Origin of the sequence: Oceanobacillus sp. FSL K6-0251, from assembly GCF_038004725.1 — a bacterium.
Lineage (GTDB): Bacteria > Bacillota > Bacilli > Bacillales > Amphibacillaceae > Oceanobacillus > Oceanobacillus oncorhynchi.
Map to the genome: position 1 here is coordinate 2,103,953 of NZ_JBBORS010000001.1, position 16,123 is coordinate 2,120,075.

A 16,123-nucleotide genomic window follows, 5' to 3' on the forward strand; every position below is an offset into this window, starting at 1 on the left:
CTATAAAAAAGCAAGAAGATTCCTATCTAAGATGAAGACAGGAATCAACTGCTTTATATCATTGGACCTGTATGAATAATCACTGCTTAACTATTTATTCCGGTTTTATTATTCTGCGATTCTCAAAAGCTCCAAGCTTGGTGCGATGCCGCGAATGCCGTTTGGTTCAAAACCTTCCACCCGTGCATTTGTACCTGCTAATACTTTATTATAATTAAGCAGGATCATCGGCGGATCCTCTTGCAGTTTTGCATATAATTCATGATAAGCTTCTGCGCGTTCGTCAATATCGCTGACAGCTACGGCAGCATCAATCAATTTATCCACTTCTGGATTATCATAACCTCGAAAGGTGCTGTCATTATATTCTGAGTGAAACGCCTCTACACCAATATGCGGATCTGGCTGCATCGTAGTGGAGAAAGATACAAGATCATGGTCTCCGTTGTCTACGCGAGATAATAATGCATTGAAGTCCATTTGTTCAATTTGCAGGTCAACCCCAATCTCACGGTAATTTTCCTGTGCTAAAGTGACGAAGATATCATTTCCGCCGCTTCCATCTGTTGTAAAGAAATAAACTCTTAATTTCTCACCGTCTTTTTCACGAATGCCATCAGATCCTTCTTCCCAGCCTGCTTCTTCCAGCAACCGTTTTGCTTCTTCCGGATCGTACGGGAATGCTTCAATGTCATCTGTGTGAGCCCATGAAACAGGTGCAACAGGGACATTGGCTAATTCAGCATAGCCTTGGAACCGTGTATCGATGTATGCCTGACGGTCCAGCCCAAGATTGAAAGCAATACGGACATTAGGATCCTGGAAAATTTCAGACTCATGGTTAAATGCAACGTAGCTATAATTGGATGACGTATAAAGGTCAATATTTGCATAACCTAAAGACTGCAATAATTCAAAATTATCCTGATCTGCCGGGAAAGTACTATAATCTAATTCCCCAGTTTGGAAGAATTGCTGTGAATCTCCTTCAGAGGTTCTATAAATAAATGTATCTACTTCCGGCTCGCCATTATAGTAATGCCCGTTAGAAGTGAAGCGGATTTCTTCCCCTGGATTATAAGCTTCAAATTTAAACGGACCAGCACCGACTGGTTCTAGATGATAATCACTAATATAATCTAAATCACCTTTTGAATAATCAGCACCATAGTATTCTTCGCTGAGAATTTGACCGCCAAGCATGGTTAATGCTCTTGCATTGGGCTCCTCCAGCTGGAATTCGATTGTTTGGTCATCAATGACGTTTATGCCTTCAATTTCTTCTGCATTGCCTTCTTTGTAATCCAGTCCGCCGACTACATTGGCTTCAGTGATATCCGTGGAACCTGGATAGGATGGGTCATGAAGAAGCGTGATAGTAAATGCTACATCCTCTGCAGTAAAATCTGATCCATCATCAAATTTTAAATCATCTCTTAAATGGTATGTATAAGTTAGTTCATCATCAGAAATTTCCCAATCTTCAGCTAGACGAGGGTAAGGTTCACCCGTTTCATCAATATCAACCAAGGGAGGGAACATAACGGATTGTACATTGCCATCATAACCGCTTGTATTAAAATATGGTGTAAATACACCGCCTGGTTCTTGCAGACCGACAACTACTGTATTGCCTCGATTAAGTGCTAGTTCTGGAGAGCTGTCCGGATCACTTGCTTCAATTTTTGTATCTTCTACAACATCTAATCCTTGTTCACCTTCTTCGGTTGGGGCAGCTTCACTTTCTTCGTCACCTCCCATTTCCGTATTACATGCTGCTAAAAATAAAATAAGTGCGGTAAACAAAATTAAATAGTACTTTGGAACTTTCATTGAATTTCCTCCCTGCATATAGTTTTAATGAATAACTATAATTTAACCTCATAAACCCGATAAGTCAACAGGGGATTTAAAGTAAGATTTTTCTGTTAATCTGATTTTTTATGAAAATATTGGGAGAAGCTAAGTATCGAAAGGTTTTCCGATTCAGAATAATTTTTAATTAGAACAGGAGAAGCAGTAGTAATACTTGTTTCAACAAGCCGGATTATTATATGCTTAACGCAGATTATTTTTTACTTAAACCACACGAAGCATAGAACGAGAATAATAGAATATAAAGGAGAAGAAGGATGTTAGAGCTCGGATTTCTGGATTGGATGCTGATTGGCCTGTGTGCTTTGCTGATAGGATGTTCTAAATCTGGTCTGCCAAACTTAGTTATTTTAGCAGTAACCTTAATTATGTTCGTCTTTCCAGCGAGAGATTCTGTCGGATTTTTGCTGCCGATGCTGTTAGCAGGTGATTTGTTTGCGGTTACATATTATAGAAGGAATGTGGTATGGAAATATTTAATCAGCCTGGTGCCGTGGGTATTGATTGGGATTATTATGGGCTTCTTTGTTTTGCAGAATATTGATGATGCGCAGCTAAAACCGGTTATCGGTGTCATTGTATTAATGATGATTGCATTGAATTTTATTCGGCAAAAGCTGGGTGCCCGCTTTAATGAGATGCTTCCGAACTCGCTATTGTTTATAGTTTTTATGGGGATTCTTGGAGGATTCACTACGATGGTCGGAAATGCTGCAGGCGCGATAATGACTATTTATCTGCTGGTAAAAGGGCTGCCGAAAAAAGCATTTATTGGAACAGGCGCCTGGTTCTTTCTGACAGTAAATTTGATTAAATTTCCTTTTTATGTTCATCTCGATATGATTACGTTTGATACTTTCACTGTCAATATGATGATGGTGCCGATTATTTTAGCCGGCGCATTTGCCGGAGCAAAAATACTGAATTTTATTCCGCAGCGGGTATTCACCCTGTTGATTTTAATTTTCGCAACACTTGGCGGATTGAACTTGATTTTTAATTAAAAAATATATGAGAAACAGCCGTTATTCTGGAGGAGAGCAGTCGATTTTTATGGTTTGTATTGTATCTAAAAATAGTTCAATAACTTAAAAAGGGAAAGGTTCATACTTTCTTACGATTCTGAAATAAATAGTTAATGAAGTACTGAAAAAAGGAAAAGAACAATCAAAGGATTCATTTATCTGGAATGAAAGGGTGGAGAGAATATGAATAGCAAAGATTCCGTAGTGAAAACTGGAGTTGGGTTCGGTTCTGTATTGGCTATAACTATCTCTTGGAGTGTAAATCAATCTATTCTATGGGCTATTATTCATGGTGTTTTTGGATAGCTCTATGTAATTTATTATGCATTAGTGAGATAAAAGAGACATGTATTTATGCAAAATATCACTTTATCAAAAATACGAAATCATTCAAATAATGAGTATTTTGGTATTTTTTAATGGATTTATGATTATAGGTATTGTTCAATTCTTAAATCGTTTTGAACACCACACTAACAGCCGATATCACTAACTCAAAAGGAGAGAGAAGACAAGATTTTTTCTTGTGTGAGAGTAAATGAAAATGGTCTGTCCTTTTTATTCAGTGATTTTTTACAAAAGGTCTAGACGTATTTATTTGATATTTGGTATGATAAAGAAATATCTTTTATTTCTTGCTAAAAAGGAGAAATGCAATGTGGCTTCCATTGAGTTCTTTCTTTCAGGGGATAGAAGATTGAATTATTTGAATTTTTATGATAAGAAGCCATTAATGAACGTATTTTTAGGAGGATTTGAAAGTGAAGATTTTAGAAAGAATCAGTGCCTTTGCAGGTAATACCTTTGCTTTATGGGTTATTTTATTTGCCATCGTCAGTTTTCTGTTTCCAGGCGGATTTACTTGGATTGCGCCGCATGTAAGTATTTTATTAGGAATTATTATGTTTGGGATGGGGTTGACACTTACACCTCAAGATTTCAAGGATGTATTAAAAGCTCCTAAAAGTGTATTCATTACTGTACTTGCACAATATATTATCATGCCGCTCTTAGCATATGGTTTGGCTGTTGTTTTTCAGTTGCCGCCTGAAATTGCAGTCGGTGTTATTCTTGTAGGGTGTTCACCTGGCGGAACGGCATCCAATGTCATTACATACTTAGCGAAAGGGAATACGGCCTTATCTGTATCCGCAACAACGGTATCCACTTTATTGGCGCCTGTGTTGACCCCGGCATTAACACTTCTATTGGCGAACCAATGGATGCCGGTTTCATTTAAGGATATGTTTATCCAAATATTACAGGTTGTCCTTGTTCCAATTATTTTAGGGTTTGTGATTCGGTTATTATTCAGTAAACAAGTAGAAAAAAGTATTTCTGTACTGCCGCTTGTTTCTGTGATTGGTATCGTCGCCGTCGCCGCAGCAGTTGTATCTGTAAATAAAGAGGCCGTAGCAACATCTGGATTACTTATTTTTGGTGTCGTTGTGCTGCATAATCTATTAGGATTGTTGCTTGGTTTTTCGATTGCCAGACTGTTTAAATTGAACTTTTCAGATCAAAAGGCAGTCTCTATTGAGGTTGGTATGCAGAACTCTGGACTTGCCTCCACCTTAGCATTAACATTCTTTTCCGCTACGCCGATAGCTGCTGTGCCAAGTGTGCTCTTTAGCATCTGGCACAATATTTCTGGTCCGGTGCTTGCCACATTCTGGTCAAAATATGATGATAAAACGAATCATTAACAAAAAATCTCTAGCAGATAGATATTCTATCTCTAGAGATTTTTTAATGTAAAGCGTTCATTTCATTCTTATTTATTTTTTCTCCATAGGCGGTTACCGTTCCATCAGATATTGCTTTTAATAGAATTTGTCCGTCCTCTAATGCACTGCTGGGGAGGATGGACGGAATAGGTCCTGAAATTGATTTTCCTTCTATATCATAAAAAAGGAATCCTTCTTTTTCATCCTTAATAAAAGCATTTACTTTCATGTTTGGGGGAATAAGCAGCGTTAATTTATCTGTATCATTCCAGATTACCTTCACTAATAATTTTTTTCTCTGTTTATTTTCAACAAATGCTTTCCATTTCAAAATGGAGATACTTTCTTCCATACGGATTCTTTCCTCCTGTGTAAATTGCCGGATCATTCACTTTCAAAAACAGTATAACAGATTCCGGTTATTTTTGCTTGAGAAACCTGAATTTGGGGATTTACCTATGAAAAAGAAAGGATTTCCGATGAATTCCAAGTTTAAAGAACGTAATCAGCGGGTGATGAGGTGAAATCACAAAATTTGCATATATTTTCTGAAATATGGGTTAATAATGAATTTTTAATAAAAATAGAATTTTGTTATACTTAGATGTATGGTACTTTATTTTATCCATATAAATGAAACTAATTCGTAGGGGGTATTTTTGGATGTTTAGTAAAAAGAAAACTTGGGTTTTCATGCTGGCACTTATTTTATTACTAGTTTTAGCTGCGTGTGGTGGTGGAGATGATACTTCAGGAGATGATGGGGAAGCAGACGCAGACAACGGTGATTATGATTTAAATGATTCGTACACTGTTGTAAGTGATAATTCTTTCGTTCCATTTGAATTTATGGAGGATGGGGAGCTAGTTGGTTTTGATATTGAATTAATTACTGCAGTTGCAGAAGAAGCGGGATTCGAAATTGATGGAGAAATTCAAACAACGAATTTCGATGGGATCATTCCAGGTTTACAAACAGGGCAATTTGAAATTGCCGTTGCTGGAATAAGTATTACGGAAGAACGAAAAGGTACAGTGGATTTCAGTGATCCTTATTATGAATCCGGTATCACCATTGCTGTCCCAGAGGATAATAAGGATATTAATAGTTTAGAGGATTTAGAAGGAAAAACAATTGCAACCCGGTTAGGATCTACCAGTTCACAATTTTTAGAGGAAAACCTGGAGGATAAGACCATTGATACTTATGAACAGCTGGATCAAGTATATATGTCAGTTGAAAATGGGAGTGCTGATGCAGCCGTATATGATCTTCCTAACGTAGAGTACTATATTGCAACAACTGGTGATGGATTAAAAGCAGTTGGTGATACTTATCAGGCAGAAGATTATGGTATTGCAATTTCAAAAGGAAATGATGAATTAGTAGCTGCGATTAACGATGCATTGGCAACGTTACATGAAAACGGAACATATGATGAGATCTATGATAAATGGTTTGGCGCTTCGGAGTAAGAAATAAAGCAACAAATGCTTAATTGAAAAGCGAACCATTAGTGCAGTTGACTTGGCAGGGATAAAATAAGGAGCTGGCAATCTTATGCACGGCTCCTTATTTTATGTACCAGAGAGGTGAGGAAATGTTTGATTTTACACAGGTAATTGATTTTTTACCGCAGTTAGGTAAAGGCTTATATTATACGCTATTAATTTCTATTATTGGCTTATTAATTGGTTTTGCTTTAGGCGCTATATTCGGTTTAGGCAGGATATCAAAAAATAAATTCTTTTTTATTATTGCATCTATTTATGTAGAAGTTATTCGAGGCACACCGGTACTTGTTCAAGCTATTTGGATTTTCTTTGCATTACCAATTATTACCCAGTACAATATGGATTCCATTACTGCCGGAGTTGTTGTTATTGCGATAAACTCTGGAGCATATATTGCAGAAATCGTTCGCGGATCGGTTGATTCGATTGATAAAGGGCAAATGGAGGCTGGACGTTCTTTAGGACTAAATAAACACCAGACAATGCGTTATATTATCTGGCCACAGGCTTTTAAGCGAATGATACCGCCGCTTGGTAATCAATTTATTATCAGTATTAAAGATACCTCCTTATTGTCTGTTATATTAGTTCCAGAATTAATGTTCCAGGGCAGATATATAGCATCGAATCATTTTAACGCAGTAGAGATTTATACAACAGTAGCTTTGTTTTACTTAGTAATTAATTTCAGTCTGTCCTTATTGCTGCGTTATATAGAAAGAAGGTTGAAGTATTGATGATTACAGTGCAGGATTTACACAAGTGTTTTGGAGATAATGAGGTTTTAAAAGGAATTCATTGTGAAGTGGAAGAAAAAGAAGTCGTGTGTGTGATTGGGCCCAGCGGATCAGGTAAGAGTACGTTTTTACGGTGTCTTAATTTATTAGAGGAAATTACAAGCGGAGATGTGATTGTAGACGGCTACAATATAAGGGATAGGGCAACAGATATTAATATGATTCGAACAGAAGTTGGAATGGTTTTTCAGCAGTTTAATCTGTTTCCGCATAAAACGGTGATTCAAAATGTGATGCTTGCACCTCAAAAGGTTCGGAAGCTTTCTCCAAAAGAAGCAAGGCAAAGGGGAGAAGCTTTATTAGAAAAGGTGGGACTTGCTGAGAAAGCAGATCAGTATCCGTCCCAATTATCCGGAGGACAGCAGCAGCGTGTAGCGATAGCAAGAGCTCTTGCTATGGAACCGAAAATGATGCTTTTTGATGAACCAACCTCTGCACTTGATCCGGAGCTTGTCGGTGAGGTTTTGGAGGTAATGAAGCAGCTTGCGAAAGAAGGCATGACAATGGTGGTGGTCACACATGAAATGGGATTTGCCAGAGAGGTTGCGGATAGAGTATTATTTATGGATGAAGGTATTATTATGGAAGAAAATACACCGGATATCATTTTCAATAATCCAGAGTCTGAGCGAACTAAAGACTTCTTAAATAAAGTTTTATAATTATAGAAGAGAGCTGGTTTCATGATTCCTCCAATCATCGGTAAACCTGCTCTTTTTATTTCCTCCCAAAAAGCGTATACTTATTATAATTATGGATATATCCTCAAGAATTATTTCATCTGGAAAGAAGGGAGCTTATTTTGGTTAAATCATTTCGATGGTTATTTTTTTTGCTGGGAATAATGATTTTCAGCGGCGGTATTTCACTGACCATTAATATGCAGCATTTAGGCATCCACCCGTGGGATGTATTAAATGTCGCGATGTTTGAAAGGGTCGGGTTTACAATTGGAACATGGAATATTATAATTTCCATGATTTTAATTGTTGTCTGTTTTATTTTAGACCGCAGATACATAAAGGCAGGTACTTTTTTTAATGCCGTTCTTGTAGGGTCATTTGTGGATTTCTATCATTGGACAGGAATTCTTCCGGAAGCGACCAATACGTGGGTGGACATTCTATTTATATTAGCTGGTATTTGTATCATGGGGTTTGGCGGAGGACTGTATAATGCGGCAGGTGTCGGATCCGGCCCGCGTGACGGCTTTATGCTTTCGCTTGCAGATAAATTGAAAGCGCCGATTGGCAGAGTCCGGATTATCACGGAATGCAGTGTGCTTGTTATAGGGTGGATTATTGGTGGACCGGTATTTATCTTTACATTTATTTTTACATTCATTCAAAGTCCGATATTTCAAGCTACTTATTTAAAAATGGGGGAGTTTGTTTTAAAGGTAGAATACAACCAAAATAAGAAAAGAAAGGAAACCCATGTTTCCTAAGGATTTAAAAAGAAAGCGGCTTGATACAGAGCAGAGGCAGGGAAATCGTATGTGCGTATTAGAAAAATAGATATACTTGTGTCAAAAAAAGGACCGGCTCAACCGGTCCTTTTTCCAATATTTATACTAAGTAATCAACTAAAGCTGCAATACTTTCTTGATTCTCATTAAAGTTCTGCAGCCATAACCAGGTAAAGAAGCCTGTCAGGAGAATCAGAAGAAGAATAATAAGAACAACATAAGATCCCTTCAAATGAGCCACCTCTTTTCATTACTGACGCTTTAATGCAGATGATACATCATAATGCTCTAAAATGATATCTGTTTCTTCATGTAAAGCTAATTTTGCAAGCTGCTGTCCAAGATAAGGGCCCATCGTCAGTCCGGATGAACCGAGTCCGTTTGCTAAAAGAATATTGGAATATGCAGGCAGTTCGCCGATAACCGGCAAGAAACCGGGTGTGTACGGGCGAAAGCCGACCCGGGTTTCCAAAATGGTTGCTTCTGCTAACTCTGGTGCAATCTCAAGCCCTTGATCTAAAATTTCATGTACGGCTGCTGCGGTGACGCGATAATCAAAATTAACCTTATCCTCATGAGTTGACCCAATGACGAAGCGGTTGTCATCCTGCGTGAGTAAATATTTCGTTCCAGGAGGCATAACTACCGGCCAATGTGCTGTGTGTAAACATGGAATTTCCAGATGCATAATTTGTGCCCGCTGGAACGAAACATCCAGATGGATGTCCAAAGGGTCTACGGTTTCCTTCATCCAAGCTCCGTTCGCCAAAATGACTTTTTCGGCATCAATGACCTCATTATTATACTCCACACCGGTTACCGTATTACCAGCTGTGTATAATTTGGCATCTCCAGATAGAAGGGAAGCCCCATTTGCTTTGGCAGCATTTCTTAAAGCCTTTACTAATTTTCTTCCATCGACCCGCGCTGCTCCACTGATAAAGACAGCCTGGTAATCCTTTTGCAAAATGGGAAAGCGCTGATATGTTTCTTCGGCATCCAGACGGATAATATCACCGATTTCTGGAGCGTCTTCCCGGCGTTTATACGCTCTTTCTTCCATACCGTCTACTTGTTTGGAGTCTGTATGGAGGCTGAGTGCTCCTACCTGTTTATAACCGGTGTCCTTCTCGCCGAGATTTTCTAAATCCGCTATAAGCGATGGATATATCCGGGCGCCATTTTTAGCAAGATGATACCACTTTTTGTTACGGCGCTGGGAAACCCACGGGCAAATAATTCCTGCTGCTGCGTCCGTTGCTTGACCTTCATCGTGCCGGTCAATCAGAATGACCTCTGCACCTTGTTTTGAAAGATAATAGGCGGTGCTGGAACCTAAAATGCCGCCGCCAATAATAATATAAGGTTTACTCATTTTTATCCCTTGAAATAACCTGATACATGGCTTTGATTTTACCCAAAAGCTCTGCTTCGCGGAAGGAAAGCATAATCAGCAAATCGCCCTGAGTCTCCACGCTGCCGAATGGAACTTTAAATTGTACATTCGATTTCCAGAATAAATCATTAAATTCATTAATGCGCTGTTGTTGCAGCTCTAATGCTTCTAATAACGTTTCTAAACTGGGCGGTTCTTCCGTCCAATCCTTTGGGCTTGTCCCAGAGCTGAAAAGTTCAACATAGCCAGCTGGTATATTTTCTGATTTTACAGGGTAGCGGAATAAGAATTTTTCCATGGTTACGAGCGCGTGGCCTAAATGCCAGCGGATCGTTGTATCAAAATAGTCTGCCTGCACATCGATACTATTATCATCCAGCTCGGAAGCAAAGGTGAGCAAAGCAGTACGTGTTAAGTTAAATTGTTTTCTTGTCATTTCATCAATCCTCCAATGATACTAATTATAATCTAATAATGATTATTTTTACAGTATTTTGAGGCGGAATCAATAATATTTCCAGCATTTTTTTACAGAAACAAGATTAGGGCTGGAGCATAGGACATTAAATGTGATAATCTATATATGGAAAGTTTGTCGAGGGAGGAAATCAAAAATGTCAAAAACACTTATTTTCGGACATAAAAATCCAGATACGGATACTATTTGTTCCGCATTAGCTTACGCTGATTTAAAAACAAAATTGGGGGAAGACGTAAGTCCTGCACGCTTAGGTGAAGTAAATGGGGAAACAAAATTTGCTTTAGAGCAATTTGGAGTAGAAGCTCCAGCACTTGTTCAGAAATTAGAAGATGGCGCTGATGTTATTTTAGTAGACCATAATGAATTCCAGCAAAGTGCTGATAACATTGAAAACGCGGTTATCCACGAAGTAATCGATCACCACCGTGTATCCAATTTCCAAACCAAAGAGCCGCTTTATTTCCGTGCCGAGCCAGTGGGATGTACCGCAACTATTTTAAACAAAATGTACAAAGAAAAACAAATTGAATTAGATAAACACATTGCAGGATTATTATTATCCGCTATTGTTTCCGATTCTTTATTATTAAAATCACCGACGTGTACAGAAGAAGATGTAAAAGCAGCGCAAGAATTAGCTGAAAAGGCTGGAGTGGACCTGGAAGAATACGGTTTAGAAATGTTAAAAGCCGGTGCAGATATCAGTGATAAAACGGTTAAAGAATTGATTACCATGGATGCTAAGGAATTTGCAATGGGCGATGCAAAGGTAGAAATCGCTCAGGTAAATGCAGTCGATGTCAGTGAGATTTATCAGCTTCATGATGAATTAGTAAGTGAAATCACGGCAACTGTAAATGAAAAAGGATTGGATTTATTCTTGTTTGTTGCAACTGATATTCTAAATAATGATTCCGAAGTATTAGCAGTAGGACCAGAAAAAGCTAATGTTGAAAAAGCATTCCATGCCACTTTAGATGAAAATGATCGTGCTTTATTAAAAGGTGTTGTTTCCCGTAAGAAACAGATTGTGACAGCTTTAACAGAGCAATTTTAAAACGGTATATAAAAAAGTGAAATCCCCTTGCCTGATTGGTGAGGGGATTTTGTTGATATCGATTTACTAGTAGAAGGATGTTGAGCAATTGATAAGAAATTTTAAGCGTTTTGATTTGATAAACTGAAAAAGAGGAGGGATTTTGATGAAGGAGGAACCGATAAAAAGAAGGGTAGACACTGCATCAAGAGTGATTATGGCATCCCCACAAACCATTTATCAAGCATTTATAAACCAGGAAGCACTGATTTCATGGCTGCCGCCTAAAGGAATGTCAGGTCATGTGGATGCATTTGACCCTAGGCAGGGAGGAACTTATAGGATAACTCTTACGTACGAAATGGATAGTGCGCATTCTGGTAAAACTACAGATAATACAGACGTAACGCAAGGCAGGTTTTTGGAGCTGGTTCCAAACAAGCGCATCGTTCAATCCGTCAATTTCGATTCCGGAGACTCGTTATTTTCAGGAGAGATGATTCAAAAATGGCTTTTTGAAGACGCTTCAGAAGGCACAAAAGTTACTGTCATTTGCGAGAACGTACCTGAAGGAATACGAAAGGAGGATCATGATATAGGTTTAAAATCCACATTGGAGAATCTTGCTGTCTTTACGGAATAAAAAAAGTAACCATTGTTTTAAATCCTCCCTATAGAAAAATGATAAATAAAAAAAGCTGATCAATGATGATCAGCTTTTTTCGATTATCTGCTTATTAGTTTTTAACAACGTTAGCAGCTTGTGGTCCGCGATTTCCTTCTTCGATATCGAAAGTAACTGTTTGACCTTCTTCTAAAGTTTTGAAACCTTCGCCTTGGATTGCAGAGAAATGTACGAATACATCGTCTCCACCTTCAACTTCGATGAAACCGAAGCCTTTTTCAGCGTTAAACCATTTTACAGAACCTGTGTTCATTCTTTTACCTCCACGTGCAATTGTTGCACTGTTTATTACTATTTAGTTCAAAGTTAAATTTCAAGACGAAAGATGTATCCCATCCTGTATTTCTACCGAATCTAAATAAGTATCCTTATTATAGCATCTACAATGATAAAAGCCAACCTTTTTAGGAAAAAAGTTTCTAAACCTGCTTATACACAAATTTTTTAACCGATTATTTTTCTGAAATCACTTAAAGAGCGGGCTTTCCGGCTATTATTAAAAATCAAAATAAATCTGGGTATCTGTCTTGCTCGACTTGTACGTTTATCACATATAGTAAAAAGAGAGAACAAAAAGGAGGAAGAAACGATGCAAGGTAAAGAGCGATTTCATCCGCAGCGATCGAATGAAAAGACCATTGTGCATCCGACAAAGCATCAATATGTCCACACGTCATCCGAATCTGTTGTTAATCATATTCATCCTGTCCATACAACGTATGTAAATCACCATAGTATAAAAAAGCAGCATCCGCACCCGTATGGAAAAAATGCCTTTATGGGCAGACCGCAAATTGGACCACGTCCGCCATTCCCTTCTGCGCCGTTCGCTTTACCAGGACAAATGCCTCCTGGACACATGGGAGAAATGAGAAATCACCCAGGCATTTGTCCGCCGAGAAGACCGGGAATGTGGTGAAAATAACAATGGGCAGTGCGGACTGCCTTTTTGTTAAACAGAGACAAGCTTTCAAATCAAGTATCCCTGCGTTAAAATAGGAGATAACTTAAGCTTGTAATGAAGAAAGGATATTACTGTGAAAATTTTACATGTAACAGGCTATAAGCCGACGGAATTAGGCATCTTCAAAGAAAATGATCCCAGAATTGTTTTTATTAAGGCAGCTTTAGAGAAAAGGCTGCGCACCTTTATAGAAGAAGGATTAGAATGGATTATTATTTCTGGACAGATGGGTATTGAGCTGTGGGCTGCTGCTGTGATAATGGATTTAAAAGAAACCTATGAGGTACAAGTAGGTGTTTTTCCGCCGTTTGAAAATCAGGATGAACGTTGGCCGGACCCAATCAAGGAAAAATATGAAGAATTAATGATGACAGCCGATTTTTTCAAACCGCTGTATAGAGGTGGGTATCAGGGGGCGTACCAATTTCGGGCGAAGGATTTATGGCTGATTGATAAAAGTGATGCTGCTTTACTCCTCGTGGATGAAGAATATCCCGGCAGCGTTCGCTATTTTTATGATGCTGTGAATCGGACGTCCAAGGAGTACCCCGTTTTTACGATTACACCTCAGGACTTAGAGGATGTTGTCGAAGAACTGCAAATGCAGGACCCCGATTACTGGGATTCTCCGGATAATTATTGAATGGTACAGCCCTTATACAACATAGGATGGTATGAGGGAGGGATGTTCGCAATGTATTATACTTATGGACCGCCTAATTATGGGCATAGAATGTATGAGCGACAAAATAATCAGCAAGGGACCATCACGGTCACTGGCGTGGGCACGGTTATAGTTTCGCCGAGTATTGCCCGTATTCAATTGGTTGTTTCCACCGTCAGCAGCTCTTTAGAGGAAGCGCAGAAAGAAAATACAGGACGAATGAATCAGGCTCTGGATACCTTGCAGCAAATTGGTGTTCCGAGAGAGCAGATTCAAACTACCAGCTTTTCTGCAAGACCGATGTATAGCTATCAGGATGGCAATCAGATATTACAGGGCTACGAGGTTCGAAATGAAATCACTGTGGTTACGGATGATATGGATCGAATTGGAGAAATCATTGATCGTGTCACCGAAAATGGCGTAAATGAAGTTGTTTCGATTGAGTTTTCGGTAAATGATCCGGAGAACTTTTATATGGAAGCATTAAGCTTTGCACTTACAGATGCAAAGAAGAAGGCAGAAAGCTTAGCTGAACAGCTTGGCGCTAATTTAAACACGGTTCCATTAAAGATTAACGAACAGACTGCTTCGCCAGGGGTTGGACCTGCGCAGGTATTCAAGATGGTGTCTACGCCAATTGAACCGGGAAATCAATCGATAGAAGCACGCCTGGAAGTAGTGTATCAGCTTTAAGAAAGGAAATATAAAAAAATACAAATCAAGCATGTTGAAAGTACTTGATTTGTATTTTTTTATTGTAAGCGTGGCATTCCCTATATACAAATAGAGATAATGTATAAAATGATTGCCGCTATAAACAGCAGTCCGTTAATCATTAAAAATAAGCCATATTTTAACATTTCTTCCAAAGCCTGCTTGCTTTTTCTGTCCGACCTCAAAAGACGGCCTGCTTCCATTCCGCTTTTATACAAATAAACACCCAGCAAAATAGATGCGAGCCCGGGAACAGGCCCGATAATGGACGGGAAATTCTGAATGATGATGAAAATTCCGTACAGAATGATGATAATACCGAGAAATTTGCTTAAAATATGAATCCATTTAAAGTATTTTGGGTGCAAGTATTCCAAAAAAAATGCTCCTTTCCGAAAGTGATGTTTTTTATTTAACATCTTTTCTAAAGCTCCAAATCGCTTAAGTATCCTTCCCCTGTGTGAATATATTGGTATATCTCGTATAAATCCTTATCCAATTTGTTATCTTTAACGGTCTCCTCCATATTCTCTGACATGTAGTCCGTCGCTTTGAACCATTCCTCATTCTCGAGTGCTCCTTCCGGATAGGGAATGTCAGGGGAGATAGCGTGAACTTCCTCGAGCCTTTCTATCATTTGATACGTACGCCAACTTGGATATAATTTGATATCCCGCCAGTTCTCTTTCTCTCTTAATAGATTTTGTTCCTTTATATCTCCATCAATAATAATGGCATATAAATGCCAAAAATCAGATGCTTCTGCGTTTTTATCAAGATCTGGCTCCCATTCTTCAAGATCTTTTTCTTCCAGAATGTCGGGAATATTGTGGAATGCAGCATTCAGCGGATTTTCCAATCCAGAAAAGGCCCTGTCGATAAAATCCTTTTTGATGGCAGAAGCATATAATTCTTCCAATGATCCAATAACGGCTTCTTCGTCTAACCGCTGTAAAACATCACCGGAATATGTAAGAGGATCAAAGCGAAAAACATTTGCTTGACGCCCGTCATCCAATACGATATTGAGTGCATAATCATTAAAAGAACGTCCTTTGTAGTTTATTTCCTCTATTGTCAGGGATTCCTCTTTTTCCGATATCATGAAAGCATAAAAATATTCCAGCATTGAAAAATATAATTTGTCATAGCTGTCATTATACGATTCTTCCTCCTTTATACAGGTGGAATAGACGGCGGTTGCGAGTTCTTCTTCTAAGTTCTCCTTAGAAACCAATACATCCTCATTTAGCTTTTCCTTTAAAGGTTCATGCGTATCCCTTTCAAAAAGAGAAACTCTTTCCTCCAGCGCTTCTTCTGTACCTGCTTCCATAGAGCTGCAATTTACTTCCACGTCAAATGAACTTTCTTCTAGGTTGTCTGTTCCACAAGCTGAGAGGATAATGGTCAGAATCAGGATAAATGATAATTTTTTCATATTAATTCCCTCTCTCCTATGTAATAAAAATAAAAAAGATAAGATAAAACAAAATAATTAAGCTGGCCAATATGCTAGTCAGCAGCAGGAACCAAAGATGATTTTTGAAAAAATTTTCTAATACATATATTCTTGATGCATCTTTTTTGAGTTCTCCCGCAAACTTTCCCGTTTTAAATAAAAAGCTTCCTAATATCATCAGGATAAGCCCCGGAACAGGAGCAATAAGAGCAGAAGAAAAACCGGTGAAAAATAGAAGCAATCCATAGATAAATAAAATAATTCCGACAAATATTCCCCAAATCTGGATGCGTGTCAGGTATTTTTGGTTTAGC

General features: G+C 38.4%; 20 protein-coding genes. 12 read left to right on the forward strand and 8 right to left on the reverse strand.

The window, feature by feature from the left end:
• Positions 1 to 108 precede the first annotated feature (108 nt).
• Positions 109 to 1,833 (reverse strand): ABC transporter substrate-binding protein, encoded by a 1,725-nt coding sequence (locus MKY45_RS10660; RefSeq protein WP_256706183.1) that lies wholly within the window; start codon positions 1,831 to 1,833, stop codon positions 109 to 111.
• Positions 1,834 to 2,132: 299 nt separating this feature from the next.
• On the opposite strand from MKY45_RS10660, the gene MKY45_RS10665 reads away from it, so the two are divergent.
• The 3 genes from MKY45_RS10665 (at position 2,133) to MKY45_RS10675 (ending at position 4,606) form a co-directional block, all read left to right on the forward strand.
• On the forward strand, positions 2,133 to 2,879 hold the full coding sequence (locus MKY45_RS10665; RefSeq protein WP_256706184.1) for a sulfite exporter TauE/SafE family protein: 747 nt from the start codon (positions 2,133 to 2,135) through the stop codon (positions 2,877 to 2,879).
• 204 nt (positions 2,880 to 3,083) lie between these two features.
• Positions 3,084 to 3,206, forward strand: a complete 123-nt coding sequence (locus MKY45_RS10670; RefSeq protein ID WP_256706185.1) for a hypothetical protein — start codon at positions 3,084 to 3,086, stop codon at positions 3,204 to 3,206.
• A 455-nt stretch (positions 3,207 to 3,661) separates the two neighbouring features.
• Positions 3,662 to 4,606 carry a bile acid:sodium symporter family protein gene (locus tag MKY45_RS10675; protein WP_042533661.1) on the forward strand — a complete coding sequence of 315 codons (945 nt, stop codon included), beginning with the start codon at positions 3,662 to 3,664 and terminating at the stop codon, positions 4,604 to 4,606.
• A gap of 43 nt (positions 4,607 to 4,649) precedes the next feature.
• Here MKY45_RS10675 and MKY45_RS10680 read toward each other — a convergent pair whose 3' ends face one another.
• Positions 4,650 to 4,979: a hypothetical protein gene (locus tag MKY45_RS10680; protein WP_042533662.1), complete on the reverse strand. Its 330-nt coding sequence runs from the start codon at positions 4,977 to 4,979 to the stop codon at positions 4,650 to 4,652.
• A gap of 311 nt (positions 4,980 to 5,290) precedes the next feature.
• Here MKY45_RS10680 and MKY45_RS10685 point away from each other — a divergent pair, with 311 nt between their 5' ends.
• The 4 genes from MKY45_RS10685 (at position 5,291) to MKY45_RS10700 (ending at position 8,386) form a co-directional block, all read left to right on the forward strand.
• A complete protein-coding gene (locus tag MKY45_RS10685; protein WP_193062015.1) occupies positions 5,291 to 6,103 on the forward strand; it encodes a transporter substrate-binding domain-containing protein in 813 nt (270 codons plus the stop codon).
• Between the two features lie 125 nt (positions 6,104 to 6,228).
• A complete protein-coding gene (locus MKY45_RS10690) occupies positions 6,229 to 6,879 on the forward strand; it encodes an amino acid ABC transporter permease (protein ID WP_175297054.1) in 651 nt (216 codons plus the stop codon).
• Positions 6,879 to 7,601 carry an amino acid ABC transporter ATP-binding protein gene (locus MKY45_RS10695; RefSeq protein ID WP_256706309.1) on the forward strand — a complete coding sequence of 241 codons (723 nt, stop codon included), beginning with the start codon at positions 6,879 to 6,881 and terminating at the stop codon, positions 7,599 to 7,601. The genes MKY45_RS10690 and MKY45_RS10695 overlap by 1 nt, the downstream gene beginning before the upstream one ends.
• 182 nt (positions 7,602 to 7,783) lie before the next feature.
• Positions 7,784 to 8,386 carry a YczE/YyaS/YitT family protein gene (locus MKY45_RS10700; RefSeq protein ID WP_374705747.1) on the forward strand — a complete coding sequence of 201 codons (603 nt, stop codon included), beginning with the start codon at positions 7,784 to 7,786 and terminating at the stop codon, positions 8,384 to 8,386.
• 121 nt (positions 8,387 to 8,507) lie between these two features.
• Here the strand turns inward: MKY45_RS10700 and MKY45_RS10705 are convergent, their stop codons facing one another.
• From MKY45_RS10705 to MKY45_RS10715, 3 genes are read right to left on the reverse strand one after another with little or no spacing between them, the layout of a single operon-like run.
• A complete protein-coding gene (locus tag MKY45_RS10705) occupies positions 8,508 to 8,639 on the reverse strand; it encodes a hypothetical protein (protein WP_256706186.1) in 132 nt (43 codons plus the stop codon).
• A gap of 18 nt (positions 8,640 to 8,657) precedes the next feature.
• Positions 8,658 to 9,782 carry an NAD(P)/FAD-dependent oxidoreductase gene (locus MKY45_RS10710; RefSeq protein ID WP_256706187.1) on the reverse strand — a complete coding sequence of 375 codons (1,125 nt, stop codon included), beginning with the start codon at positions 9,780 to 9,782 and terminating at the stop codon, positions 8,658 to 8,660.
• Complete coding sequence (locus tag MKY45_RS10715; RefSeq protein WP_341172912.1) at positions 9,775 to 10,239, reverse strand: DinB family protein; 465 nt, start codon at positions 10,237 to 10,239, stop codon at positions 9,775 to 9,777. The genes MKY45_RS10710 and MKY45_RS10715 overlap by 8 nt, the downstream gene beginning before the upstream one ends.
• 178 nt (positions 10,240 to 10,417) lie before the next feature.
• Here MKY45_RS10715 and MKY45_RS10720 point away from each other — a divergent pair, with 178 nt between their 5' ends.
• Together MKY45_RS10720 and MKY45_RS10725 are read left to right on the forward strand one after the other, a co-directional pair.
• A complete protein-coding gene (locus MKY45_RS10720) occupies positions 10,418 to 11,341 on the forward strand; it encodes a manganese-dependent inorganic pyrophosphatase (protein WP_256706189.1) in 924 nt (307 codons plus the stop codon).
• A 145-nt stretch (positions 11,342 to 11,486) separates the two neighbouring features.
• Entirely contained in the window at positions 11,487 to 11,963 is a 477-nt protein-coding gene (locus tag MKY45_RS10725) for an SRPBCC family protein (protein ID WP_042533672.1), read from the forward strand.
• A gap of 94 nt (positions 11,964 to 12,057) precedes the next feature.
• Here the strand turns inward: MKY45_RS10725 and MKY45_RS10730 are convergent, their stop codons facing one another.
• On the reverse strand, positions 12,058 to 12,258 hold the full coding sequence (locus MKY45_RS10730) for a cold-shock protein (protein ID WP_040982314.1): 201 nt from the start codon (positions 12,256 to 12,258) through the stop codon (positions 12,058 to 12,060).
• 336 nt (positions 12,259 to 12,594) lie between these two features.
• Between MKY45_RS10730 and MKY45_RS10735 the strand changes: the two genes are divergently transcribed.
• The 3 genes from MKY45_RS10735 (at position 12,595) to MKY45_RS10745 (ending at position 14,329) form a co-directional block, all read left to right on the forward strand.
• Complete coding sequence (locus MKY45_RS10735; RefSeq protein ID WP_276540064.1) at positions 12,595 to 12,924, forward strand: CotD family spore coat protein; 330 nt, start codon at positions 12,595 to 12,597, stop codon at positions 12,922 to 12,924.
• Between the two features lie 118 nt (positions 12,925 to 13,042).
• Positions 13,043 to 13,612: an SLOG family protein gene (locus MKY45_RS10740; RefSeq protein ID WP_042533674.1), complete on the forward strand. Its 570-nt coding sequence runs from the start codon at positions 13,043 to 13,045 to the stop codon at positions 13,610 to 13,612.
• A 51-nt stretch (positions 13,613 to 13,663) separates the two neighbouring features.
• The gene (locus MKY45_RS10745) at positions 13,664 to 14,329 is read left to right on the forward strand and encodes an SIMPL domain-containing protein (protein ID WP_042533676.1); all 666 of its coding nucleotides are present in this window, start codon (positions 13,664 to 13,666) and stop codon (positions 14,327 to 14,329) included.
• An 80-nt stretch (positions 14,330 to 14,409) separates the two neighbouring features.
• On the opposite strand, the gene MKY45_RS10750 is transcribed toward MKY45_RS10745, so the two are convergent.
• The gene (locus MKY45_RS10750) at positions 14,410 to 14,727 is read right to left on the reverse strand and encodes a DUF5362 family protein (RefSeq protein WP_256706190.1); all 318 of its coding nucleotides are present in this window, start codon (positions 14,725 to 14,727) and stop codon (positions 14,410 to 14,412) included.
• A gap of 47 nt (positions 14,728 to 14,774) precedes the next feature.
• Positions 14,775 to 15,788, reverse strand: a complete 1,014-nt coding sequence (locus tag MKY45_RS10755) for a hypothetical protein (protein ID WP_256706191.1) — start codon at positions 15,786 to 15,788, stop codon at positions 14,775 to 14,777.
• Positions 15,789 to 16,123 lie beyond the last annotated feature (335 nt).